The following is a 24531-nucleotide window of genomic DNA, read 5'->3' as shown; positions in this document are numbered from 1 at the left end:
ATGACAACAACAATATCCCCCGACTCGCGATGGACGCGGCGGCGCAGCGAAAAGCAGCGGCGTCTCGAGCTGGTGCGAGGTCTTGCCGACGGTGTGGTGTTGCCCACCGATAACATCGTCGCGGCGCTGGAGGCGTTGATCCTGCCGGGCGACCGCGTGGTGCTCGAAGGCAACAACCAGAAGCAGGCGGATTTCCTTTCACGTTCCCTGGCCAAGGCCGACCCCGCGAAGTTGCATGACCTGCATATGATCATGCCCAGCGTCGGACGCTCCGAGCACCTGGACCTGTTCGAGCGTGGTATCGCGCGCAAGCTCGACTTCTCTTTCGCCGGCACCCAAAGCCTGCGCATCAGCCAGCTGCTCGAAGACGGCCTGCTGGAAATCGGCGCGATCCACACCTACATCGAGCTCTACGCACGGCTGGTGGTGGACCTGATTCCCAACGTCGTGCTCTCGGCCGGTTTCATGGCCGACCGCGCCGGCAACATTTACACGGGGCCGAGCACCGAAGACACCCCGGCGCTGATCGAACCGGCGGCCTTCAGCGACGGCATCGTCATCGTCCAGGTCAATCAGTTGGTGGACGATGTCAGCGACCTGCCGCGGGTGGACATTCCGGCGTCCTGGGTCGACTTCGTGGTGGTGGCCGACAAGCCGTTCTACATCGAACCGCTGTTCACCCGCGACCCCCGGCACATCAAGCCGGTTCACGTGTTGATGGCGATGATGGCGATCCGCGGCATCTACGAAAAACACAACGTGCAGTCGCTCAACCACGGCATCGGTTTCAACACCGCGGCCATCGAGCTGATCCTGCCGACCTACGGCGAATCCCTCGGCCTCAAAGGCAAGATCTGCCGCAACTGGACGCTCAACCCGCACCCGACCCTGATTCCGGCGATTGAAAGCGGCTGGGTCGAAAGCGTGCATTGCTTCGGCACCGAACTGGGGATGGAGAACTACATTGCGGCGCGGCCGGATGTGTTCTTTACCGGGCGGGACGGTTCCCTGCGTTCCAACCGGATGTTCAGCCAACTGGCCGGTCAATACGCGGTGGACCTGTTCATCGGCGCGACATTGCAGGTGGATGGCGAGGGCCATTCCTCCACCGTGACTCGCGGGCGCCTGGCCGGATTCGGCGGCGCGCCGAACATGGGCCACGACCCGCGCGGTCGTCGCCACGGTACCCCGGCCTGGCTCGACATGCGCAACACCGACGTGGCCGAGCCGATGCTCGAGCGCGGCAGGAAACTCGTGGTGCAGATGGTCGAGACCTTCCAGGAGGGCGGAAAACCGACCTTCGTCGAAACCCTTGATGCCGTTGATGTAGCGAAGAAAAGCGGCATGCCGCTGGCGCCGATCATGGTCTACGGCGACGACGTCACCCATTTGTTGACCGAAGAAGGCATCGCCTACCTATACAAGGCGCGTTCACTGGAAGAACGCCAGGCGATGATCGCCGCCGTCGCCGGGGTGACCGCCATCGGCCTGCGCCACAATCCCAAAGACACCGCGCGCATGCGCCGCGAAGGCTTGATTGCCTTGCCCGAAGACCTCGGCATCCGCCGCACCGACGCCACCCGCGAACTGCTCGCGGCAAAAAGTGTGGCCGATCTGGTGGAGTGGTCCGGTGGCCTCTACAACCCGCCCGCCAAGTTCAGGAGCTGGTAATGCACGCATTCAACCTGCAACCCAAAACCCTGAGCCAGGCCGAGCGGCTGGCGGACCTGGCGGTGGACGCGCTGATCGACGAGGCTGACCTGTCGCCGAAACCGGCACTGGTCGACCGTCGCGGCAATGGCGCCCACACCGATTTGCACCTGGGGCTGATGCACGCTTCGGCGCTGTCCCTGTGGCCGGCCTTCAAGGCGATGGCCGATGCCGCGATAGCGTTCGGTGAGATCGGCTTGCCCCTGCGCGAAGCCGTGGGCCGCATCGGTCGCGAAGGCGAGCAAGCGATGCTCGACACCACGGGCGGCGTGAATACTCATCGCGGGGCGATCTGGGCCTTGGGCCTGTTGGTCACTGCCGCTGCGCTGGACCCTGAATCCACGGCTGCAAGCAGCGTATCGATTCGTGCGGCGCGTCTGGCGTTGCTCGACGATCGTTACGCGCCTCGTCCCCTCAGCCACGGTGCTCAAGTCGCTCAACGCTACGGCGCTCGCGGAGCCCGTGAAGAAGCGCAACTGGGTTTCCCGGCGGTGTTGCAACGCGCGTTGCCGCAACTCAAATGCAGCCGCGCCGCCGGCCATGGCGAACAGAACGCCCGGCTCGATGCGCTGCTGGCGATCATGACGAATCTGGCCGACACCTGCGTGCTGTACCGCGCTGGAGAACAAGGTCTGCACACCATGCAACTCGGCGCCCAGGCCGTGCTCGATGCCGGGGGTAGCGCCAGCCTCGCCGGACGTCGCCGCCTGCATGAGCTGGACCAACAACTCATCGCGTTGAATGCCTCGCCCGGCGGCGCTGCGGACCTGCTCGCAGCCTGCCTGTTCATCGACCGTATCGAGTCGGGCGACAGCCTTTTCCTCTGCCATTCACGAAGTGAAGCTTTTTGATGGAAACCTTATCCTTTGAATTCCCCGCCGGGCAGCCGCCACGCGGCCGCACCCTGGTGGGCTGTGTCGGTTCGGGTGATCTGGAAGTGCTGATCGAACCGGGTCAGGCCGGCAAGCTGACGATCAACGTGCAGACCTCGGTCAATGGCAGCGAACAACGCTGGCAGCATCTGTTTGCACGGATGTTCGACGGCCAGACGCCGCCGGCGATGGCCATCGACATCCACGATTTCGGCGCGACACCCGGCGTGGTGCGCCTGCGTCTGGAACAGGGTTTCGAGGAGATCGGCCATGACTGACAGCGCATCCCTGCTGAACAAACACAGCTTCGTCGAACTCGGTGCGCGGCAACGGGCCAAGGCCCTGCTCGATGCCGGTACCTTCCGCGAACTGCTCGACCCCTTTCAACGGATCATGTCGCCGTGGCTGTCGCGCCAGGGCGTGGTGCCGCAAGCCGACGACGGTGTGGTGATCGCCAAGGGCAACCTCGATGGTTTGCCGGTGGTGATCGCCGCCATCGAAGGCGCGTTCCAGGGTGGCAGCCTCGGTGAAGTCGGTGGAGCAAAAATCGCCGGTGCGCTGGAACTGGCCGCCGAAGACAACCGCAACGGCATCCCGACCCGCGCCGTGCTGCTGCTGGAAACCGGCGGCGTGCGTTTGCAGGAAGCCAACCTTGGCCTGGCGGCGATTGCCGACATCCACGCGGCGATTGTCGATTTGCAGCAGTACCAACCCGTAGTCGGAGTCGTGGCGGGCAGCGTCGGTTGCTTTGGCGGCATGTCGATTGCTGCCGGGTTGTGCAGCTACCTGTTGGTGACCCAGGAAGCGCGACTGGGCCTGAACGGCCCGCAGGTGATCGAGCAGGAAGCGGGACTCGAGGAATACGACTCCCGCGACCGGCCCTTCATCTGGAGCTTGAGCGGTGGCGAGCAGCGCTTCGCCAGTGGTCTGGTGGATCGCTATGTTGCCGACGACGTGGCGCAGATTCGCCAGCAGGTGGGTGAGTTGCTCCACCAAGGATTGCCGGCGCAATCACGCAGTCGCCAGGCCGAATTGTTCCTGCAACGCCTGGCGCGTCTGGACGCCGAACCGCAAATCGAGCCGTCCGTGGTTCGCGATCTGTACCAAGGAGAACGCCCATGAGCTCGTATTCCCTGCGTGGTTTGAACTGGTTCAACGCCTTGAGTGCCGGGGCGCAAGCGGTCGAGGGTTTGCCGGCTTCGCTGAAGGTCGCGGACGGTTCGCTGGGCGATCAGCCTGTGCGTTTCATCGCGGTGGTGGCCGACCCGGAAAACCGCTTCGTCCGTGCACGCAATGGCGAAGTGGGGTTGCTCGAAGGCTGGGGCCTGGCCAAGGCGGTGGATGAAGTCATCGCCGCCGATCAAAACAAGGCACGCAAGCGCGCCCTGATCGCCATTGTTGACGTGCCGAGCCAGGCTTATGGTCGCCGCGAAGAAGCGCTCGGCATTCATCAGGCGTTGGCCGCAGCGGCGGGCAGTTACGCCCGCGCTCGTCTGGCCGGCCATGCGGTGATCGGTTTGCTGGTGGGCAAGGCGATGTCCGGGGCGTTCCTGGCCCACGGCTATCAGGCCAATCGCTTGATCGCCCTGCGCGATCCGGGGGTGATGGTGCATGCCATGGGCAAGGCGTCGGCGGCGCGGGTGACCTTGCGCAGCGTCGAAGAACTCGAAGCTCTGGCGGCCAGTGTGCCGCCGATGGCCTATGACATCGACAGCTATGCCAGCCTCGGGCTGCTGTGGGAAACCTTGTCGGTGGAACAGATCGAGCAGCCGACTGCGGCGGATCTGGCGCGGGTGACCGAGTGCTTGGGTCAGGCGATGGGTGATATCGCCCAGAAGGGTGCAGATCTCAGTGGTCGTCTCGGTGCGGCCAATCGTGCGGCGTCGAGCAAGGTTCGCCAATTGCTGAGGGCGCAGTGGTGAGTGCGCTTCTGGCTCATGACCTGCTGTGGGGCATGACCTCGTGGCAGTTGCCTGCGGATGCCCCGACGTGGGTGATCGACTCGATCAGTGCCGGCCAGCCGGTGGTGGTCCGTCGCGCCTTGAGCGCGGCGGGGCAGGTGGCGGTGGGCATGCGCGGGCCGTTGCGCGAGCAGCGATTTGCCGCAGTGATGGAAGTCGCCGCCATCACGCGGCGGGTGCGGCCGGAAGAACTCTGCCATGTTCAAGGCCTGCGTGATTTCCCGGCGCTGCGTGCCTTGGCGCAACTACGCTCGCACCTCGATGAGAGTGGCTGGGTCTGGGGTGTCAGCGGCAGTGCCGGGTTCGAATTGGCCAGCGGGTTTGCCGCGTTGCACGAGGGCAGCGACCTCGACCTGATCCTGCGAACGCCGCGGCCGTTGAGTCGTGCCGACGCGCAGGCGCTGGTGGCCATTCTCGACACGGCCGTGTGCCGCGTGGACCTGCAGTTGCAGACACCCTTGGGCGCCGTTGCCTTGCGCGAGTGGGCCGGCACTGCGTCGCGGGTCCTGTTTAAGAGTGCCACTCAGGCCAGTCTGGTCACTGACCCGTGGCATCCACAGGAGCAGGCAGCGTGAGCAGCTTGCTGGTGTTCCCCGGCCAGGGTGCGCAGCAACCCGGCATTCTGGCGCGCTTGCCTGGGGAAACGTTGAACGAGGCGAGCGATTGGCTCGGTGAAGACGTGACGCAGCTGGATTCTGCCGAAGCATTGCGGTCGACGCGGGCGGTTCAGCTTTGCCTGCTGATCGCTGGCGTCGCCGCTTCACGCCAGTTGGCCATGGCTCCGGACTATGTGGCCGGCTTGTCGATCGGTGCTTATCCGGCGGCAGTGGTGGCGGGCGCCTTGGGTTTCAGCGATGCACTGCACCTGGTCAGCCTGCGCGGTGAGCTGATGCAGCAGGCTTATCCACAGGGCTACGGCATGACCGCGATCATCGGTCTGGACCTGGCCAAAGTGGAAGGATTACTGGCTCTGGTGCACAGCGTAGAAATGCCGGTTTATCTGGCCAATATCAACGCCGATAACCAGGTGGTGATTGCCGGCAGCGATGCGGCGATGAAAGCAGTGGCGGAGTTGGCGAAAGGTTGCGGAGCTGGCCTGGTCAAGCGTCTGGCAGTGAGCGTGCCATCCCACTGCCCATTGCTTGAAGCACCCGCGCAACGGTTGGCCGAAGCCTTCGCCAGGGTGCCGCTGCAAACCCCGAAGATGGGCTACCTGAGCGGCAGCCGTGCGCGTCCGCTGATCAAGCCTGAAGCCTTGCGTGACGACCTGGCTTTCAACATGTGCCGCATCGTCGATTGGCGCGGCACGGTACAAAGCGCCTACGAGCGCGGCGTACGTCTACAGATCGAACTGCCGCCCGGTGCGGTGCTGACCGGGCTGGCGCGCCGGGTGTTCGAGCAGGGCACCGTGATTGCCTTCGACGGTGCGCGGCTCGATACCCTGCAGGCGCTGATGCGTGAGGAGGGAAGCCGCCACTCCTGAAACTCAGGCTTCGAACAACAAAAACAACATTCGAAATGCACTTTGAGGACTACAACAATGATTATTTACGGTGTGGCGCTGTTGGCGATCTGTACGCTGGCAGGGGTGATTATGGGTGACATGCTCGGGGTGTTGCTGGGTGTGAAATCAAACGTCGGCGGCGTCGGCATCGCGATGATCCTGCTGATTTGCGCACGGTTGTGGATGCACAGGCGTGGCGGCATGACCCGGGAGTGCGAGATGGGCGTCGGCTTCTGGGGCGCGATGTACATCCCGGTGGTGGTGGCGATGGCGGCGCAACAAAATGTGGTCACGGCGTTGCACGGTGGTCCGGTAGCGGTGTTGGCGGCGATCGGTTCGGTGGTGGTTTGCGGTTGCACCATTGCCCTGATCAGCCGGACCCACAAAGGCGAACCCTTGCCCGATGAAGCGGCGGATGTAACGCCGGTTGGCGCACCGGCAGGAGGTCGCTGATATGTGGGATTTGATCAAGAGCGGTCTGGAACACAACGGTCTGGTCACCGCATTCGCCTTCGTCGGCGTGATCATGTGGGTGTCAGTGGTGATCTCCAAACGCCTGACCTTCGGACGCATCCACGGTTCGGCGATTGCCATCGTCATCGGCCTGGTACTGGCCTGGGTTGGCGGAACCATGACCGGCGGGCAAAAGGGCCTGGCGGACTTGACGCTGTTTTCCGGTATCGGGTTGATGGGTGGCGCGATGCTGCGGGACTTCGCCATCGTCGCCACGGCATTCGAGGTGCAGGCCACGGAAGCGAAAAAGGCCGGCTTGATCGGTGTGATCGCGCTGCTGTTGGGCACGGTGTTGCCGTTTATCGTCGGCGCGTGCATGGCCTGGGTATTCGGTTACCGCGATGCGGTGAGCATGACCACCATTGGCGCCGGTGCGGTGACTTACATCGTCGGCCCAGTGACCGGAGCCGCGATTGGCGCCAGTTCCGATGTGATGGCGCTGTCGATTGCCACCGGCCTGATCAAGGCGATCCTGGTGATGGTCGGCACGCCGATGGCGGCGCGCTGGATGGGCCTGGACAACCCGCGTTCGGCGATGGTGTTTGGCGGGCTGGCCGGCACTGTGAGCGGCGTGACGGCGGGGCTGGCGGCGACAGATCGGCGCCTGGTGCCTTATGGCGCGTTGACCGCGACCTTCCACACCGGGCTTGGGTGTCTGCTGGGGCCTTCGCTGTTGTTCTTCATTGTTCGCGGGATTGTCGGCTAGGTTCAGGGGCTGAGTTGTCGGGTCCGACGCCTTCGCGGGCAAGCCCGCTCCCACATTTGGAATGCGTTCGAATGTGGGAGCGGGCTTGCCCGCGAAGGGCGCGACTCGGTTTCAAGCCTGCCGATTGGCATACATCCGACACTCCGCCAGCAACGCCAGCAGGTTCGGATCACGCTCCTTGGCCTTCAGGAACACCACGCCAATGTGTTGCTGCAAGCGGTACTTTTCCTGCAACGGGATCAGCTTCACCCGGTTCTCGTACACCGCCGCAATCCGCCCCGGCAGCAACGCATAACCCACGCCCGAACTGACCATGCTCAGCAGGGTGAAGATGTCGTTGACCTGCATCGCCACCTTCGGCTCGAACCCTGCCTGCTCGAATACCCGCTTGCCGTCCTGATGGGTGGCGAAGCCCTGGGTCAGGGTGATGAAGGTTTCGTCGCGGACCTCGGCCAGGTCGACTTCAGTCCGTTGGGCAAACTTCGAGTCGGCGGGTGTGGCGAGGAAGATGTCGTCGGAAAACAGCGGGATCTGTTCGCAATCCGGGTCGTTGATGCTGTCGTCCAGGGACACGAGGATCGCATCGACTTCCATGTTCTTGAGCTTGTAGAGCAGGTCGATATTGGAGCCCAGAATCAGGTCGATGTTGAGTTCGCTGCGGCGGATCTTCAGGCCCATGATCAGTTGCGGTACGGTCTTCACCGTCAGCGAATACAGCGATCCCAACTTGAAACGCTCGGCCGAGAACCCGGCGGCCTCGCGGGTCAGGCGCACGCTTTCGACGACATCCTGAATCAGCTTCTGCGCCCGCTCTTCGAGTACGTAAGCGCTTTCCAGCGGCGTCAGGCTACGACCTTCGTGCTTGAACAACGGGCAGCGCAGGGCACTTTCCAGGGAGTGGATCGCCCGATGCACGCTGACGTTGCTGGTCTGCAACTCGGCGGCGGCGCGTGCCAGGTTGCCGGTGCGCATGAAGGCCAGGAACACCTCGAGTTTTTTCAGGGTCAACTCTTCATCGATCAGCATGGGGCGGACTCTTTTTGGTATCGGTCAATTGTGCCCGTTAAACACGGAGCGTTGTAGGAGCTGCCGAAGGCTGCGATCTTTTGACGTTGAAGATCAAAAGATCGCAGCCTTCGGCAGCTCCTACAGGGATCGTGACGTACGGAAACATTGCACTTTTACGCTTGAGGCTTGAGCCTTGTTTTGCGGTAACCATTTTTTAAGGCGGGTAATCGATGTATCACGGGGAAAGACTGAACGCCTGGACGCATCTGGCCGGGGCCGTGGCGGCGTTTATCGGCGGGGTGTGGCTGATTGTTCTGGCCAGTCTCGACGGCAGCCCGTGGAAGATTGTCAGCATGGCGATCTACGCCTTTACCTTGCTGGTGCTTTACAGCGCATCGACCGTGTACCACAGCGTTCGCGGACGCAAGAAAGCGATCATGCAGAAGGTCGATCATTTCTCGATCTACCTGTTGATTGCCGGCAGCTACACACCGTTTTGCCTGGTGACCCTGCGTGGGCCATGGGGCTGGACCTTGTTCGGGATTGTCTGGGGGCTGGCGCTGATCGGCATCCTGCAAGAGATCAAGCCGCGTTCGGAGGCGCGGATTCTGTCGATCGTGATTTATGCGGTGATGGGCTGGATTGTGCTGGTGGCGGTCAAGCCGCTGCTCGCGGCGCTGGGCGGCGCCGGATTTGCGTGGCTGGCTTCAGGCGGGGTGTTGTACACGGTGGGGATTGTCTTTTTTTCCCTTGACCATCGCCTGCGCCATGCCCACGGGATCTGGCACCTGTTCGTGATCGCCGGGAGCTTGCTGCACTTTGTGGCGATTTTCTTTTATGTCCTTTAAGGCTGTACCGGGGCCAGCCGATCCAGCTGCTCCCGGGCTCGGCGGCTGAATACCTGCAACAGGTCGTTCAAGGTGTGGGGCGGCGGTTCGGCGGCGCGGGTCACTGCATACAGGGTGATGGGTAACGGCGGTGCCAGGGGGCGGATCATTGTGTTGACGGGAGAGGCGCCAAGGGCGGTGAACGGATCGATCACCGCCAGGCCCGCGCCAGATTCCACCATCGCCCGTGCCAGTGAGTAGGTTTGCACGGCGATGCGTACCCGGGGCGGCGGTTCGACCGCTTCCAGGTAACTGTCGAGCCGCGCGGCCAGTGGATCGGCGCTGGATAAACCGATCAGTGGCGCATCCGCCAGAGCCATCAGCGGCAACGGTTTACCCACCTCTTCCTGAGGCCAGTAACCACTCGGCGCCAGCGCCACCAGCACGCCAGACGCCAGCGCCTGGGCCTTGAGTCCCGGGTGATCCGGGCGTTGCAGGGTCAAGGCGACATCCACTTCGCGCATCAACAGGTTCTGCACCAGTTCGCGACTGTGGGCGCTGGAGAGTTCGCAAGCGATGTCCGGGTATCGCCCGGTCCATTCGTGAATGGCCGGCGGCAGCAAAGACAGGGCCAGCGCCGGGGTGGCGCCGATGCGCAGGCTGTGGCCCGGTTCGCGGCGCAGGCTCTGCGCCAGGCGTCGCACGCCTTGCAGGCTTTCGCTGACCTTGTCCACTTCACGCTCCAGTTCCAGCGCTTCCGGCGTCGCCTGCAACTTGCCGCGTACCCGCAGGAACAGCGGGAAACCCAATTGTTGCTCGGCGTGCTGCAACACCTTGCTCACCGCCGGCTGCGAGACGTGCAGCAATTGCGCGGCAGCGCTGATCGAACCGGTCTGGCGGATGGCCTGGAAAATCTCGATATGGCGAAGACGCATGGCAAGTCCATAACCTTTGTTTATGGGTTTGCCATCTTTATGCATTGTTCAACGTCTGTCACCTGGCTCTAACCTTGGCCTCGTCTTCACAACGGTTTTAAGGACGGACATGGCTCAGCGTGTGTGCATCATCGGTGGCGGTGTGATTGGCCTGGCAACGGCCTATGCGCTGGTGCGCGACGGCTTCGAGGTGACGGTGGTCGAGGCACGGGGCTCGCTGGGCAGCGAAACCAGCTTCGCCAACGGCGGCCAGTTGTCCTATCGCTATGTCGCCCCCCTGGCCGACGCCGGTGTGCCTTTGCAAGCCATTGGCTGGATGCTGCGCGGCGACTCACCGTTGAAGCTGCGCCCGCGCTTTGACCCGGCCCAGTGGCGCTGGATGGCATCGTTCCTCGGCGCCTGCCGCCGCTCGGTCAACCGCGAGAACGCCGCGCACTTGCTGCGCCTGGCGCTGTTCAGCCAGGACACGTTGAAGTCCTGGCGCGAGGACGATGGGCTGACGGGATTCCAGTGGCGGCGCAATGGCAAACTGGTGACTTTCCGTCAGGACAGCAGCTTCGAGCATGCGCGCCAGAGCCTGGCCGACCCGCAGCAACAGCAGGTGTTGTCGCCGGCCGAATGCGCGCAACTGGAACCGGCGCTGGTCGATGCGCCCTTTGTCGGGGCGATCTACACCCCGGACGAAGAGGTGGGCGACTGCCACGGTTTTTGCCAGCAACTGGCCGCCCGGCTGCAAGCGTCCGGCCGTTGCGAGTTTCGTCTCGGGCAAGCGGTAACCGGCATCCGCCACAGCAACGGCAGCGCCAACGCCATCGAACTGGGCGAGCAAGTGCTGCCGGTCGATCAACTGGTGATCGCCGCCGGTCACCGCAGCCCGCTGTTGGCACTTCCCGGGCTGCAACTGCCACTTTATCCGCTCAAGGGCTATAGCCTGACCGTGCCGATCGGCGCCGGTCACCGGGCGCCGGGCGTGAGCATCACCGACTACGACCGCAAGATCGTCTACGCCCGCATCGGCAAGCAATTGCGAGTGGCGGCAATGGTCGACATTGTCGGCTTCGACCCTGCTTTGGACCCCAAGCGCCTGGCGCTGATCAAGCGTCAGGCCCATGACACCTTTCCAAATGCCGGCGCCTATGACGAAGCCGTCGAGTGGGCTGGCATGCGCCCGGCCACCCCTAGCGGCGTGCCGTTGCTGGGCGCGACGGCGTATCGCAACCTGTGGCTCAACCTCGGCCACGGCGCGCTGGGTTTTACCCTGGCATGCGGTAGCGGGCGCTTGCTCAGTGAGCTGATCGGCGAGCGCCAGCCGTCCATTGACCTGCAGGGTTTCAACCACCGGGCCGCCTGAATGCTGATTTCTGAAGAGGACACTGCAATGACCATTACCCGACTGCACAGCAACCCGCGCCTGTCCGGCGCCGTGACCTTTGGCGACCTGGTGTTTCTCTCCGGGCAGGTGCCGGGCGATGCCCGGGATGCCAACGGCCAGACCCGTGAAGTGCTGGCGAAAATCGATACCTTGCTGGCCGAGGCGGGCAGCGACAAGGATCATCTGCTCAGCGCGACCATTTACCTGAAGAACATCACCGAGGATTTCGCCGCGATGAACGAGGTCTGGTCGGCCTGGCTATCGCCGGGGCAGTCACCGAGCCGCACCACCGTGCAGGCCGAACTGGCCCGCCCGCAGGTGCTGGTGGAAATCACCGTCATCGCTGCACGCGTCTGATAAACCAACACCCACAACGGAGAATAACAATGCAAAAAATCACGTTGCTCGCTTGTACGCTTGGCCTGTTGCTCGGCAGTCAGGTTCAGGCCAATGAAGCGCCGCTGACCGGCACCCTGAGCAAAATCGCCAGCGCCAACAGCATCACCCTGGGCTATCGCGATGCTTCGGTGCCGTTCTCCTACGTGGGTGATCACAGCGGCAAGCCGATGGGTTACTCGGTGGATCTGGCGGGCAAGATCGTCGAGCGCATCCAGCAGCAACTGGCGCTGCCGGAGTTGAAGGTGAAGTACAACCTGGTGACCTCGCAGACCCGTATTCCACTGGTGCAAAACGGCACCGTGGACCTGGAGTGCGGCTCCACCGGCGTGACTGCCGAACGACAGAAGCAGGTGGCGTTCTCTTATGGTTTCATCTACGTCAAAGGCCAGTTGCTGACCGCGAAGGACAGCGGGATCAAGAGCTTCGCTGACCTGCGCGGCAAGAACGTGGTGACCACCGCCGGCACCACCAACGAGCGCTTCCTGAAAAGCTATAACGTCGATCACAAGATCGACATGTTCGTGATCAGCGCCAAGGACCACGGCGAAGCCTTCCAGATGCTGCAGTCGGGCCGGGCGGTGGCGTTCTACATGGACGACGCGCTGCTCTATGGCGAGCGCGCAAAGGCCAACGACCCGCACAAATGGTTGGTGGTCGGGGAGGAGCAATCGCGGGAGATCTACAGCTGCATGGTGCGCAAGGACGATCCGCAGTTCCTGGCGCTGGTCAACGGTGCGTTGGCGGAGCTGTACAGCTCGGGCGAGATCAATGGCATCTACAAACGCTGGTTCGAGCAGCCGATCCCGCCGAAGGGTTTGAACCTTGAGTTCCCGATGACCAGCGAACTCAAGGCGATCATTGCCAAACCGGTGAGTGATCCGGTGCAGTAGCAGCCAGATCGGCCTCTAGACCGTGTCGCGGCCATTCGCGAGCAAGCCCGCTCCCACAGAATGCGTTCCAATGTGGGAGCGAGCTTGCTCGCGAAGAGGCACTAGAAGTCACCCCAGAGTTGCTGGGCCACCGCCAACGCCACCACCGGCGCGGTTTCGGTGCGCAGTACCCGTGGACCGAGGCGGGCGGCGTGGAAGCCGCCGGCCTTGGCCTGATCGACTTCGGCGTCGGACAAACCACCCTCCGGACCGATCAGGAATGCCAGACTTGAAGGTTTGGCATGGCTCACCAGCGGCTCTGCCACCGGATGCAGTACCAGCTTCAACTCGGCTTGCGTCTGCTTCAACCAGTCAGCCAGCAACAGTGGCGGATGAATCAGCGGTACCCGTGAACGGCCGCATTGCTCGCAAGCGCTGATCGCCACCTGGCGCCAGTGCAGCAGGCGTTTGTCGGCGCGCTCGTCCTTGAGCCGGACTTCGCAGCGTTCGGTGAAGATCGGGGTGATTTCGCTGACGCCCAGTTCCGTAGCTTTCTGAATCGCCCAGTCCATGCGCTCGCCCCGGGAAAGACCCTGGCCGAGATGGATTTGCAGCGGCGATTCGATCTGCCCGGCGAAGCTTTCATCGATCTGCACCACGACGCGTTTTTTGCCGACTTCGACCAGCCTGGCGCGAAACTCCTGGCCCGAGCCGTCGAACAATTGCAACGCATCGCCCTCGGCCATGCGCAGCACGCGGCTGATGTAATGGGCCTGGGCTTCGGGCAACTCGTGCTCGCCGGTGCTCAGGGGGGCGTCGATGAAGAAGCGGGACAGTCTCATTCGGGGTCTCTGAAAAGGGTGTAAATATCTGGCGGCCCCATCGCGGGCAAGCCCGCTCCCACAGGTACAGCGCAATCCTGTGGGAGCGGGCTTGCCCGCGATGACGGTAGTCCGGTCAGCGCTGAAGCTTAGGTGAAATCAATCAACCCGGATCACGGAACCCCGGGTGGAAGTCCTTCGGCACCGCCACGCTGACGCTGTCACGGGTGGCAATGTCGATCCCTTCGCTGGCCACATCGGCCAGGAAATCGATCTGCTCCGGAGTGATCACGTACGGCGGCAGGAAATACACCACGCTGCCCAATGGGCGCAGTAAAGCACCGCGCTCCAGGGCGTGCTGGAACACCTTCAGGCCGCGACGTTCCTGCCACGGGTAAGCCTCTTTGCTGGCCTTGTCCTTGACCATCTCGATGGCCAGCACCATGCCGGTCTGGCGCACTTCGGACACGTTCGGGTGATCCACCAGATGCGCCGTCGACGAAGCCATGCGCTGCGCCAGGGCCTTGTTGTTCTCGATGACGTTGTCTTCTTCGAAAATATCCAGCGTCGCCAGGGCTGCCGCGCACGCCAGCGGGTTGCCGGTGTAGCTGTGGGAGTGCAGGAAGGCGCGCAGGGTCGGGTAGTCGTCGTAGAAGGCGCTGTAGACTTCGTCTGTGGTCATGCACGCCGCCAGCGGCAGGTAGCCGCCGGTCAGGGCCTTGGACAGGCACAGGAAGTCCGGGCGGATACCGGCCTGCTCACAGGCGAACATCGTCCCGGTGCGGCCGAAACCGACGGCGATTTCGTCGTGGATCAGGTGCACGCCGTAGCGGTCGCAGGCTTCGCGAAGGAGCTTGAGGTACACCGGGTGATACATGCGCATGCCACCGGCGCCCTGGATCAGCGGCTCGACAATCACGGCTGCGACGCTGTCATGGTTCTCGGCCAGGGTCTGTTCCATCGCGGCGAACATGTTGCGCGAATGCTCTTCCCAGCTCATGCCCTCGGGACGCTGGTAGCAGTCCGGGCTCGGCACTTTGATGGTGTCCATCAAAAGCGCCTTGTAGGTCTCGGTGAACAGCGGCACGTCGCCCACCGACATCGCCGCCATGGTTTCACCGTGGTAGCTGTTGGTCAGGGTGACGAAGCGCTTCTTGTTCGGCTGACCGCGATTGAGCCAGTAGTGAAAGCTCATTTTCAGTGCGACTTCGATGCAGGACGAGCCGTTATCGGCGTAGAAGCACCGGGTCAGTCCTTCCGGCGTCATCTTCACCAGGCGTTCGGACAGTTCGATCACCGGTTGATGACTGAAGCCGGCAAGGATCACATGTTCGAGCTGATCGACCTGATCCTTGATGCGCTGATTGATCCGCGGGTTGGCGTGCCCGAACACATTGACCCACCAGGAGCTGACCGCATCGAGGTAGCGTTTGCCTTCGAAGTCTTCCAGCCACACGCCTTCCCCGCGTTTGATCGGGATCAGCGGCAGTTGTTCGTGATCTTTCATCTGGGTGCAGGGATGCCATAACACGGCGAGATCGCGTTGCATCCACTGATTATTCAGGCCCATTTTCACTCTCCTGGAGGCGGTCCGTGACCTGCGCGGACAAACAATCGGGCAAGCCTATGCAATGCGTGCCACGGGGACAACCCATTGTGTCGAATGAGCTACTTTGTTCAGGCTGATCGACGTTGCTGGCAGGTGCCTGATGGCTGACGTATCCTTCGCGCTTCTTGAGCCGTCTGGCTCGCAAAAACTGCTGTTTTCCTCGTGTGATTCCGGAGTTCGCTGAATGTCTGTCGGTTGGCTGCGCGCCTGTGCGCTGGTGATGTTGGGGCTGTTCAGCGTGTCTGCGCTGGCCAAGGATAAAACCGCGATCGTGATCGGCGGCGGCCTGTCGGGCCTGACTGCCGCGTACGAGCTGCAGAGCAAGGGCTGGCAGGTCACCCTGCTGGAAGCCAGGTCGAGCCTGGGCGGCCGTTCCGGCATGGCCACCAGCGAGTGGATCGGCAATGACAAGACCCAGCCGGTGCTGAACAAGTACGTATCGAACTTCAAGCTGAGCACCACGCCGGCCCCTGAATTCGTGCGGACCCCAGGCTACCTGATCGATGGCGAGTATTTCTCTGCCGCCGATCTGGCGACCAAACAACCGGCCACCGCCGAGGCGCTCAAGCGCTTCGACAAGACCCTGGACGATCTGGCGCGTTCGATCGACGACCCGCTGAACCCGGCCGCCAACAACACGCTGCACGCGCTGGATCAGATCAACGTGTCGAGCTGGCTCGACAAGCAGAACCTGCCGGCCACCGCCCGCCAGTTGATCAACCAGCAGATCCGTACCCGCTACGACGAACCTTCGCGCTTGTCGCTGCTGTACTTCGCGCAGCAGAGCCGCGTCTACCGTGGTGTCTCCGATCGCGACCTGCGCGCTTCGCGCCTGGTCGGCGGCAGCCCGGTGCTGGCCCAGGCCTTCGTCAAGCAGCTGAAAACCATCAAGACCAACTCCCCGGTTTCGGCGATCATTCAGGACAAGGACGGCGTGACCGTCAAAGTCGACAGTGTCGGTTATAAAGCTGACTACGTTGTATTGGCCGTGCCATTGCGCGCTCTGAACAAGATCCAGATGACCCCGGCGCTGGACGCTCAGCACCTGGCGGCGATCAAGGGCACCAACTACGGCTGGCGCGACCAGATCATGCTGAAGTTCAAGACGCCAGTGTGGGAAAGCAAGGCGCGCATGTCCGGCGAGATCTACAGCAACACCGGTCTGGGCATGTTGTGGGTCGAGCCTGCCCTGAAGGGCGGCGCCAACGTGGTGATCAACCTGTCCGGCGACAATGCGCGAGTAATGCAGGCGTTCGGCGACAAGCAGATGGTCGATCAGGTGTTGATCCGCCTGCACGCGTTCTATCCACAGGCCCGTGGTTCGTTCACCGGTTATGAAATCCGTCGCTACAGCACCGACCCATCGACTGGCGGCGCCTACCTGGCCTTCGGCCCGGGCCAGATCAGCAAGTTCTGGCGCCTGTGGGAACGCCCGATTCAGCGCGTAGCCTTCGCTGGCGAACACACCGATACCCTGTACCCGGGCACCCTGGAAGGCGCGCTGCGCACCGGTCAACGTGCAGCCAGCCAGGTTGAAGACCTGGCGGCGGGCAAGTCGTTCGAACCGGCCAAAGTGATTCCGGCAGCGGCGGCGGGCGCTGGTGCGGTGGCGGCGAAAAAAGGCAACTTCTTCAGCAACCTGTTCGGCGGCTCGGATGACGAGAAGAAGCCGGAACCGGTCAAGACGCCTGAGCCTGTTGCACCGCCAGCACCTGCTCCGGCACCAGCCCCGGCCGCCGCGCCGGCACCGGTGGAAGCACCGAAGCCTGCGGCACCGGTAAAAACCGAGCCAGCCAAGAAGGCACCGGCCAAGCCGGCCGCCAAGACTGAGGCGAAAAAAGCCCCGGTCAAGAAAGTCGAGCCGGCCAAGAAGCCAGCTGCCAAACCGGCTGCGACTCCGGCAACGGATGCCAAGGCGCAGTAACGTTCAGGCGTAAAAAAGCGCGGCTCAAGGGCCGCGCTTTTTTTTTGCCATCGCACATGAGACATCTCGACTTTGTCTACCAGTCCTACACGCCTCAGCGATACATCAGATGCCTCCCACAAACGAACCAGAGGGAGATGATAGATAGCGCCTGATCTTGAGCCCTACGATCTTCAAAAACTGGAGAATGTATGAAAGAACTAGCAGTAATAATCATATTGATAGCGCTTTCTGGTTGTGTAGAGGGACGTCTATTTCCTGGAGGATACGGCCATGAGCTGGCCTTTGAATGCGATATGAATCCCTACAGTCCTGATTGTTTACAGCCCCCTCCAGTGTTCCACAATTAGGGAGGGCGTGACCGCTGAGATCAAGGCTCAGTGACGTTCAGGCAAAAAACGCGGCTCAAGGGCCGCTTCTTTTTGCCTGGAGAAAGCCGGGACCAGAATCGAATAAATTTTTTGATACAGGTGTTCTCTGGTTTGTATTCACTTTTACTCACAATTTCGACTTTAATCTTTCCTTAACTCGCAGGCTTCAGACTGTTGATCGTATTTTTCGATATTTCAAAGCAAATTTTTCCGCTTTAATTCGATAGATAACTCGATACTCTTGAGCCAGCACTTACAGGGATCCAGGCAATGCAGCTACGTAACTCTACCTCCCGCTACGGCTGGGTCAGCATTTTCATGCACTGGAGCGTGGCACTGGCGGTCTTTGGTCTGTTCGCGCTTGGGTTGTGGATGGTCGGGCTCGACTACTACAGCACCTGGCGCAAAGACGCGCCGGACCTGCACAAGAGCATCGGCCTGGTGGTGTTGGGTGTGATGCTGCTGCGGGTACTGTGGCGCTTCATCAGCCCGCCGCCGCCAACCCTGGCCAGCTACAGCCGCATGACGCGCCTGGGCGCCAGGTTCGGTCATGGCTTTCTGTATCTCAGTCTGTTTGCTGTGTTGATTGCCGGTTACCTGATTTCCACCGCAGAAGGCGTCGGTATCCCGGTGTTTGGCTTGTTTGAAGTGCCTGCTCTGGTATCCGGATTGCCGGACCAGGCAGATACCGCTGGGGTGATTCACCTCTATCTGGCGTGGGTGCTGGTAATTTTTTCCGGCCTCCATGCGTTGGCAGCATTGAAGCACCACTTTATCGACCGTGATGTGACCCTCAAGCGAATGCTGGGTCGCAAAGCCTGAAGTTCAACCTCGACTCCCAAGGAAAACAAAGCATGTTGAAAAAGACTCTGGCCGCTCTGGCAATCGGTTCGGCCCTGTTGTCCGCCGGTAATGTAATGGCCGCTGATTACGTGGTCGACAAAGAAGGCCAGCACGCCTTCGTTGACTTCAAGATCAGCCACCTGGGTTACAGCTTCATCACCGGTACTTTCAAGGACATCGACGGCAAGTTCAGCTTCGACGCTGCCAAGCCTGAAGACAGCAAGATCGAGTTCAACGTGAACACCGCCAGCGTGTTCACCAACAACGCCGAGCGTGACAAGCACATCGCCAGCAAAGATTTCCTGAACGCCAGCAAAGCCACGTTTGTTTCCACCAGCGTCAAACCTACCGGCAAAAACGCCGCTGGCAAGGACACTGCTGAGGTGGCTGGCGACCTGACGATCCTCGGCGTGACCAAGCCAATCGTGGTCAAAGCCACTTTCCTGGGCGAAGGCAAGGATCCATGGGGCGGCTACCGTGCAGGCTTTGAGGGTACTTTCAGCCTCAAGCGTTCCGATTTCGGCAAGCAGAAAGACCTGGGTCCATCGTCCGATGCGGTTGAAATGTACGTGACGTTCGAAGGTGTCAAAGCGAAGTGATGCTGAGTCTGTAGGAGCGAGCCTGCTCGCGATAGACACGAGAGCGCCGCGGAGCATCAGGCTTCCAGCGTTATCGTTGACGACCATCGCGAGCAAGCTCGCTCCTGCAGGGTTTTACATCAGCCATAAAAAAATGCCCCGGTTCTCACAAACCGGGGCATTTTTTATTGCAGCGACAAATCAGCGATTGCGGGTCAGCAGCGCTGGTTTTTCACCACGAGGACGGCTTGGCAGTTGATCCAGCTGCTCAGGTGTCGGGAAGCGGTCGGCTTTCGATTCCTTGTGCATGATCTTTGGTGCCGGGCCGCGCGGGTTCTGCACAGCTGGTTCCGAACGAGGCTGGTCGTCACGGGCCGGGCGGCGATTGCGTGAGTCTTCGCGGCGGGCCTGGCCATCGCGCGGTGCGCCACTGCGAGGCCCGTTACGCTTGGCCGGTGGGGTGCCGGTGCTGGCGCCATCGCTATTGCGCGGACCATTCTGGCGACCTTGTGGCTTGCCGGAACGTGGAGTGCCTGCGGCGGTGCCTTGTGCCGGAGCACCCGGACGACGACCACGACCTTGCGCGGGTTTCTGCTGCGGTACGTAGTCGACGCGGTTACCGAAGTTATCGATATCGTCGTCCAGGAACTCGTCCGGGGCACGGTCAGCGGCGGCACGTGGCGGTTGGCTCGGACGCTGTTCGCGAGCCGGAGTGCCTTCACGTGGCTTCTGCTGACGGGCAGGGCGCTCGCCGCGTTCGCCGGCCGGTTTTTCCTTGCCCTTGTCCTTGCCTTTGTCCTTGCGACCGCCGCCACCACCGCTGCCGTTCGGGCCGTCGCCGCGCGGGCCACGCGGATTGCGCGGGTTACGCATGTCCGGACGCTCGCGCACTTCAGGCTTTTCCGCCTCGATGGTGCTTGCATCGAAGCCCATCAGGTCGCCGTCGGCGATTTTCTGTTTGGTCATGCGTTCGATGCTTTTCAGCAGTTTTTCTTCGTCCGGGGCGACCAGCGAAATCGCCTCGCCCGAACGACCGGCACGGCCGGTACGGCCGATACGGTGCACGTAGTCTTCATCGACATTCGGCAGTTCGAAGTTGACCACGTGTGGCAACTGGTCGATGTCCAGGCCGCGGGCGGCGATGTCGGTGGCCACCAGGATGCGCACGGTGCCGGCCTTGAAGTCGGCCAGGGCTTTGGTGCGGGCATTCTGGCTCTTGTTACCGTGGATCGCGACAGCGCTCAGGCCGTGTTTGTCCAGGTACTCGGCCAGTCGGTTGGCGCCGTGCTTGGTGCGGGTGAACACCAGCACCTGTTCCCAGGCGCCAGCGGTGATCAGGTGCGCCAGCAAGGCACGCTTGTGGCTGGCCGGCAGACGGAATACGCGTTGTTCGATGCGCTCGACCGTGGTGTTCGGCGGCGTGACTTCGATGCGTTCCGGGTTGTGCAGCAGCTTGCCGGCGAGGTCGGTGATGTCCTTGGAGAAGGTCGCCGAGAACAGCAGGTTCTGGCGTTTGGCCGGCAGGCGGGCCAGGACCTTTTTCACGTCATGGACGAAACCCATGTCGAGCATGCGGTCGGCCTCGTCCAGCACGAGGATTTCCACGTGGGACAGATCGACGCTGCCTTGGCCGGCCAGGTCGAGCAGGCGGCCAGGGCAGGCCACCAGTACGTCTACGCCACGGGACATGGCCTGAACCTGCGGGTTCATGCCGACACCACCGAAGATGCAGGCGCTGACGAACTTCAGGTCACGGGCATAGACCTTGAAGCTTTCATGCACTTGCGCGGCGAGTTCGCGAGTCGGGGTCAGGACCAGCACGCGCGGTTGGCGCGGGCCGTGACGCTGGGATTTGTCCGGGTGACCGTTGGGGAACAACCGCTCCAGGATCGGAAGGGCGAAACCACCGGTTTTACCAGTACCTGTCTGTGCCGCGACCATCAGGTCGCGACCTTGCAACACGGCGGGAATGGCCCGCTGTTGCACCGGAGTAGGCTCGGTATAGCCCGCTGCCTCGATGGCGCGGACTAAAGCCTCGGAGAGACCGAGGGAAGCAAAGGACATGAGTAATCCTGTTTTAGTTAGGGCTTGGCCCAATGGGAGTCTTGCCTGGCGCGAATTGCGTTTAAGAGGACGCAATCCCGTCCGGTCCTGCTGGGTCTCGAAGGCTCGTCTGCAAGCGCTCGCGCGGGCTGAAAGCTGCGCAGTAGCGGGGTTGAGATGCCTTTAACGATTCCGGGCGTCCGGGCGTGAGCCTGGCGGGAAGGCCGGAGTATAACAGAGCAATCACTGCGCGCCGCTTTCCTGCTGCTCAACGGTTTTTTCCGTGGCGGCCGTAGCCTTTTCAGTCTTCATGTTCACGGCCGGTTCCGCGCCATAGCGGGCGCTCAGTTCGGCGTAGGCGGGTTCGCGCTTGAAGCGCTTGAGTTCGGCGCCGAAACGTTGCACCAGCAGATCCATGCCCGCATTGCGCCGCACCGCGAGAAACTGGCTTTGCTGGCTGATGATCGTGGGGTTTTCGGTGATCTTGTCGCGGATGCCCAGTTCATCGAGCAAATGCTGGCCGACCCGGCGGTCGGTAATCAAAAGGTCAATCCGTCCGCGCAGCAGTTTGCCGAAGTTGGCTTCGTGGGTGGGCGCCGGCTCGCGAGTGAACAACGTGGAGTCGCTGAAGTCCTTGCTGTACAGGTAACCCGGCGAGGTGCCGATGGTCAGGCCGCGCAAGTCATCAAGGGTGCGAAACGGATGGGGCCGCTCATTGGCGTAGAACAACACGAACTGCACTTCAGACAGTGGTTCGCTGGGGTAGAGAAGGGTCGCATCACGCTCATCGCTGTGAAAGATGTCCAGCGCGCCGTCGGCCTGGCCTGATTCAAGCATCGACAGGCAGCGTTTCCATGGCAGGAACTGCCACTCCACTTCGATGCCCAGGCGCTTGAAGACAATGGCGGTGGTTTCGTAGTCCAGCCCCAGTGATTTGCCGTTGTCCTCGTACACATAAGGCGCCCACGGCTCGGTGACAATGCGCAACTTCTCGCCCCGGGCGGTGAAGCTCAGGCAAGTGAAGACAAGCACGGCGATTAACTGCGTGATCAAAGGCATGGGCTTGAGATTACGACGAGAAACCGGAAAGAGCCAGAAACTGACCGCAGATGCTCTAACTCCGTGGATTGCTGCACATTTATAGTGCGTTGAAGCAAAAGATCGCAGCCAGCGGCAGCTCCTACAGGGAATACACATTTCCCTGTAGGAGCTGCCGCTGGCTGCGATCTTTTGATCTTGCTTTGCTTAACGCGGCAACTTCAGGTTGTTCCACACCGCCAGGCTCGCTTCAGCCTGGTTCAGCGTGTAGAAGTGCAGCCCTGGAGCGCCACCTTGCAGCAGTTGTTCGCACATCTCGGTGATGACCTGTTCGCCAAAGCGCTGAATGCTCTGGGTGTCGTCGCCGTAGGCTTCCAGTTGCTTGCGGATCCAGCGCGGGATTTCCGCACCGCAGGCATCGGAGAAGCGCGCCAGCTTGCTGTAGTTGGTGATCGGCATGATGCCCGGCACGATCGGGATGTCCACGCCCAATGCCCGCACGCGTTCCACGAAGTAGAAGTAGCAGTCGGCGTTGAAGAAGTACTGGGTGATCGCGCTGTCGGCGCCGGCGTTGGCCTTGCGCACGAAGTTGGCGACATCGTCTTCGAAATTGCGCGCTTGCGGATGCATTTCCGGGTAGGCGGCGACTTCGATGTGGAAATGGTCGCCGGTTTCTTCACGAATGAACTCAACCAGGTCATTGGCGTGGCGCATTTCGCCACTGGCCATGCCCATGCCCGAAGGCAGGTCACCGCGCAGGGCAACGATGCGCTTGATGCCGGCGGCCTTGTACTGGGCCAGCAGACCACGCAGGTCGTCTTTGCTGTCGCCCACGCAGGACAGATGCGGAGCGGCAGGGATTTTGACTTCGCTTTCCAGCTGCAACACGGTGTTCAGCGTGCGATCACGGGTCGAACCGCCGGCGCCATAGGTGCAGGAGAAGAAATCGGGGTTGTAGATAGCCAGCTGACGGGCAGTGGCGAGCAGCTTTTCATGCCCAGCATCGGTCTTCGTAGGGAAGAACTCGAAGCTGTAGCGACGATCTTGGGACATGGGAATACCCTTGAAAACGCGTAAGCCTGTGAGGCTTGCATATCCCATGTGGGAGCGGGCTTGCTCGCGAAAGCGGTGGGTCAGTCGACATTAATGTTGAATGATAAACCGCTTTCGCGAGCAAGCCCGCTCCCACAGGGAGAGCAGGCAGCAGAACCGATCAGTAGCGGTAAGCGTGCGGCTTGAACGGACCTTCGACGGTCACGCCGATGTAGTCGGCCTGGGTCTTGGTCAGTTGAGTCACGACGCCGCCGAAGCCACGGACCATTTCCAGGGCCACTTCTTCGTCGAGTTTCTTCGGCAGTACTTCAACGGTCAGACGCTCGGCTTTCTGGGCTGGCGACAGGTCGGCGTACTTCTGGCCGAACAGGAAGATCTGCGCCAGAACCTGGTTGGCGAACGAACCGTCCATGATGCGGCTCGGGTGGCCGGTGGCGTTGCCCAGGTTAACCAGGCGGCCTTCGGCCAGCAGGATCAGGTAGTCGTCGTTCTGTGGGTCGAAATCGCCAGCGCCGGTACGGTGGATCTTGTGAACCTGTGGCTTCACTTCTTCCCATGCCCAGTTCTTGCGCATGAAAGCGGTGTCGATTTCGTTGTCGAAGTGGCCGATGTTGCAGACAACAGCGCGCTTCTTCAGGGCCTTGAGCATGTTCGAATCGCAAACATTGACGTTGCCGGTGGTGGTCACGATCAGGTCGATCTTGCCCAGCAGTGCCTTGTCGATGCTGGCTTCGGTACCGTTGTTGATACCGTCGATGAACGGCGAAACCACTTCGAAACCGTCCATGCAGGCTTGCATGGCGCAGATCGGGTCAACTTCGGAAACCTTGACGATCATGCCTTCCTGACGCAGGGACTGAGCGGAACCCTTGCCCACGTCACCGTAGCCGATGACCAGCGCTTGCTTGCCGGACAGCAGGTGGTCGGTGCCGCGCTTGATGGCATCGTTCAGGCTGTGACGGCAGCCGTACTTGTTGTCGTTCTTGCTCTTGGTCACCGAGTCGTTGACGTTGATGGCCGGGATTTTCAGCTCGCCCTTGGCCAGCATGTCCAGCAGGCGGTGAACGCCGGTGGTGGTTTCTTCGGTCACGCCGTGGACGCGATCCAGAACCTGTGGGTACTTCTTGTGCAGCAGTTCGGTCAGGTCGCCGCCGTCGTCGAGGATCATGTTGGCGTCCCATGGCTGGCCATCCTTGAGGATGGTTTGCTCCAGGCACCACTCGTACTCTTGTTCGGTTTCACCCTTCCAGGCGAAAACCGGGATGCCGGCTGCGGCGATGGAAGCGGCGGCCTGATCCTGAGTCGAGAAAATGTTGCAGGACGACCAGCGCACTTCGGCACCCAGGGCAACCAGGGTTTCGATCAGCACGGCAGTCTGAATGGTCATGTGGATGCAGCCGAGGATCTTCGCGCCCTTGAGCGGTTGCTCTTCGGAGTACTTGCGACGCAGACCCATCAGGGCTGGCATTTCGGACTCGGCGATGATGGTTTCGCGACGGCCCCAGGCAGCCAGGGACATGTCGGCGACTTTGTAATCGGTAAAATCTGCAGGCGTGATAACAGCGCTCATGAAGA

24 protein-coding genes are annotated in these 24531 nt (G+C 61.8%); 16 read left to right on the top strand and 8 right to left on the bottom strand.

Annotated features, from left to right (window positions below; all coding sequences use genetic code 11):
• Genes mdcA through madM form a run of 9 tightly spaced genes read left to right on the top strand, consistent with a single transcriptional unit; the run spans window position 1 to window position 7266 of the window.
• The gene (mdcA, locus tag ACXX83_RS23005) at window positions 1-1671 is read left to right on the top strand and encodes a malonate decarboxylase subunit alpha (RefSeq protein ID WP_458549690.1); all 1671 of its coding nucleotides are present in this window, start codon (window positions 1-3) and stop codon (window positions 1669-1671) included.
• Window positions 1671-2561, top strand: coding sequence for a triphosphoribosyl-dephospho-CoA synthase (locus ACXX83_RS23000; protein WP_458549689.1), 891 nt, complete (start codon window positions 1671-1673; stop codon window positions 2559-2561). The genes mdcA and ACXX83_RS23000 overlap by 1 nt, the downstream gene beginning before the upstream one ends.
• Window positions 2561-2860: a malonate decarboxylase subunit delta gene (locus ACXX83_RS22995; protein ID WP_008001147.1), complete on the top strand. Its 300-nt coding sequence runs from the start codon at window positions 2561-2563 to the stop codon at window positions 2858-2860. Before ACXX83_RS23000 ends, ACXX83_RS22995 begins: the two co-directional genes overlap by 1 nt.
• Window positions 2853-3704 carry a biotin-independent malonate decarboxylase subunit beta gene (locus tag ACXX83_RS22990; RefSeq protein WP_458549688.1) on the top strand — a complete coding sequence of 284 codons (852 nt, stop codon included), beginning with the start codon at window positions 2853-2855 and terminating at the stop codon, window positions 3702-3704. Before ACXX83_RS22995 ends, ACXX83_RS22990 begins: the two co-directional genes overlap by 8 nt.
• Window positions 3701-4504 carry a biotin-independent malonate decarboxylase subunit gamma gene (gene mdcE, locus ACXX83_RS22985; protein ID WP_217836608.1) on the top strand — a complete coding sequence of 268 codons (804 nt, stop codon included), beginning with the start codon at window positions 3701-3703 and terminating at the stop codon, window positions 4502-4504. Before ACXX83_RS22990 ends, mdcE begins: the two co-directional genes overlap by 4 nt.
• Window positions 4498-5118: a malonate decarboxylase holo-ACP synthase gene (locus ACXX83_RS22980; RefSeq protein WP_458549687.1), complete on the top strand. Its 621-nt coding sequence runs from the start codon at window positions 4498-4500 to the stop codon at window positions 5116-5118. The genes mdcE and ACXX83_RS22980 overlap by 7 nt, the downstream gene beginning before the upstream one ends.
• Window positions 5115-6026, top strand: a complete 912-nt coding sequence (gene mdcH, locus ACXX83_RS22975; protein ID WP_458549686.1) for a malonate decarboxylase subunit epsilon — start codon at window positions 5115-5117, stop codon at window positions 6024-6026. The genes ACXX83_RS22980 and mdcH overlap by 4 nt, the downstream gene beginning before the upstream one ends.
• A 57-nt stretch (window positions 6027-6083) precedes the next feature.
• Window positions 6084-6500: a malonate transporter subunit MadL gene (gene madL, locus ACXX83_RS22970; protein ID WP_217836605.1), complete on the top strand. Its 417-nt coding sequence runs from the start codon at window positions 6084-6086 to the stop codon at window positions 6498-6500.
• Between the two features lies 1 nt (window position 6501).
• On the top strand, window positions 6502-7266 hold the full coding sequence (gene madM, locus ACXX83_RS22965; protein WP_095964185.1) for a malonate transporter subunit MadM: 765 nt from the start codon (window positions 6502-6504) through the stop codon (window positions 7264-7266).
• Between the two features lie 111 nt (window positions 7267-7377).
• On the opposite strand, the gene ACXX83_RS22960 is transcribed toward madM, so the two are convergent.
• Window positions 7378-8292, bottom strand: a complete 915-nt coding sequence (locus ACXX83_RS22960) for a LysR family transcriptional regulator (protein ID WP_015097186.1) — start codon at window positions 8290-8292, stop codon at window positions 7378-7380.
• A gap of 212 nt (window positions 8293-8504) precedes the next feature.
• Here ACXX83_RS22960 and trhA point away from each other — a divergent pair, with 212 nt between their 5' ends.
• On the top strand, window positions 8505-9122 hold the full coding sequence (gene trhA, locus ACXX83_RS22955; protein ID WP_217836603.1) for a PAQR family membrane homeostasis protein TrhA: 618 nt from the start codon (window positions 8505-8507) through the stop codon (window positions 9120-9122).
• Here the strand turns inward: trhA and ACXX83_RS22950 are convergent.
• Entirely contained in the window at window positions 9119-10036 is a 918-nt protein-coding gene (locus ACXX83_RS22950; RefSeq protein WP_458549685.1) for a LysR family transcriptional regulator, read from the bottom strand. The two genes, trhA and ACXX83_RS22950, sit on opposite strands and share 4 nt — an antisense overlap.
• A 109-nt stretch (window positions 10037-10145) precedes the next feature.
• Here ACXX83_RS22950 and ACXX83_RS22945 point away from each other — a divergent pair, with 109 nt between their 5' ends.
• From ACXX83_RS22945 to ACXX83_RS22935, 3 genes are read left to right on the top strand one after another with little or no spacing between them, the layout of a single operon-like run.
• Complete coding sequence (locus ACXX83_RS22945) at window positions 10146-11387, top strand: D-amino acid dehydrogenase (RefSeq protein ID WP_458549684.1); 1242 nt, start codon at window positions 10146-10148, stop codon at window positions 11385-11387.
• A 27-nt stretch (window positions 11388-11414) separates the two neighbouring features.
• Complete coding sequence (locus ACXX83_RS22940; protein WP_217836600.1) at window positions 11415-11765, top strand: RidA family protein; 351 nt, start codon at window positions 11415-11417, stop codon at window positions 11763-11765.
• Window positions 11766-11794: 29 nt separating this feature from the next.
• Window positions 11795-12697: a transporter substrate-binding domain-containing protein gene (locus ACXX83_RS22935; protein ID WP_458549683.1), complete on the top strand. Its 903-nt coding sequence runs from the start codon at window positions 11795-11797 to the stop codon at window positions 12695-12697.
• Between the two features lie 101 nt (window positions 12698-12798).
• Here the strand turns inward: ACXX83_RS22935 and ACXX83_RS22930 are convergent, their stop codons facing one another.
• A complete protein-coding gene (locus ACXX83_RS22930; RefSeq protein ID WP_116579611.1) occupies window positions 12799-13518 on the bottom strand; it encodes a 16S rRNA (uracil(1498)-N(3))-methyltransferase in 720 nt (239 codons plus the stop codon).
• A gap of 142 nt (window positions 13519-13660) precedes the next feature.
• Complete coding sequence (locus ACXX83_RS22925) at window positions 13661-15067, bottom strand: adenosylmethionine--8-amino-7-oxononanoate transaminase (RefSeq protein WP_015097184.1); 1407 nt, start codon at window positions 15065-15067, stop codon at window positions 13661-13663.
• A gap of 223 nt (window positions 15068-15290) precedes the next feature.
• Between ACXX83_RS22925 and ACXX83_RS22920 the strand changes: the two genes are divergently transcribed.
• The 3 genes from ACXX83_RS22920 (at window position 15291) to ACXX83_RS22910 (ending at window position 18843) form a co-directional block, all read left to right on the top strand.
• Window positions 15291-17030, top strand: coding sequence for a flavin monoamine oxidase family protein (locus ACXX83_RS22920; protein WP_458549682.1), 1740 nt, complete (start codon window positions 15291-15293; stop codon window positions 17028-17030).
• A gap of 641 nt (window positions 17031-17671) precedes the next feature.
• Window positions 17672-18223 (top strand): cytochrome b, encoded by a 552-nt coding sequence (locus tag ACXX83_RS22915; RefSeq protein WP_217836596.1) that lies wholly within the window; start codon window positions 17672-17674, stop codon window positions 18221-18223.
• A 32-nt stretch (window positions 18224-18255) separates the two neighbouring features.
• Window positions 18256-18843: a YceI family protein gene (locus ACXX83_RS22910; protein WP_458549681.1), complete on the top strand. Its 588-nt coding sequence runs from the start codon at window positions 18256-18258 to the stop codon at window positions 18841-18843.
• A gap of 180 nt (window positions 18844-19023) precedes the next feature.
• Here the strand turns inward: ACXX83_RS22910 and rhlE2 are convergent, their stop codons facing one another.
• The 4 genes from rhlE2 to ahcY all read right to left on the bottom strand — a co-directional run bounded on the left by rhlE2 (window position 19024) and on the right by ahcY (window position 24526).
• Window positions 19024-20886, bottom strand: coding sequence for an RNA helicase RhlE2 (gene rhlE2, locus ACXX83_RS22905; protein WP_007975446.1), 1863 nt, complete (start codon window positions 20884-20886; stop codon window positions 19024-19026).
• A 222-nt stretch (window positions 20887-21108) separates the two neighbouring features.
• Complete coding sequence (locus tag ACXX83_RS22900; protein ID WP_458549680.1) at window positions 21109-21924, bottom strand: substrate-binding periplasmic protein; 816 nt, start codon at window positions 21922-21924, stop codon at window positions 21109-21111.
• Window positions 21925-22110: 186 nt separating this feature from the next.
• Window positions 22111-22956, bottom strand: a complete 846-nt coding sequence (metF, locus tag ACXX83_RS22895; protein WP_104450110.1) for a methylenetetrahydrofolate reductase [NAD(P)H] — start codon at window positions 22954-22956, stop codon at window positions 22111-22113.
• 160 nt (window positions 22957-23116) lie between these two features.
• Complete coding sequence (ahcY, locus tag ACXX83_RS22890) at window positions 23117-24526, bottom strand: adenosylhomocysteinase (protein ID WP_007975450.1); 1410 nt, start codon at window positions 24524-24526, stop codon at window positions 23117-23119.
• Window positions 24527-24531 lie beyond the last annotated feature (5 nt).

This window comes from Pseudomonas sp. GNP012 (genome assembly GCF_054343835.1).
The sequence above is the reverse complement of the archived record's forward strand: the minus strand, read 5'-3'. Positions and strand labels throughout refer to the sequence as shown.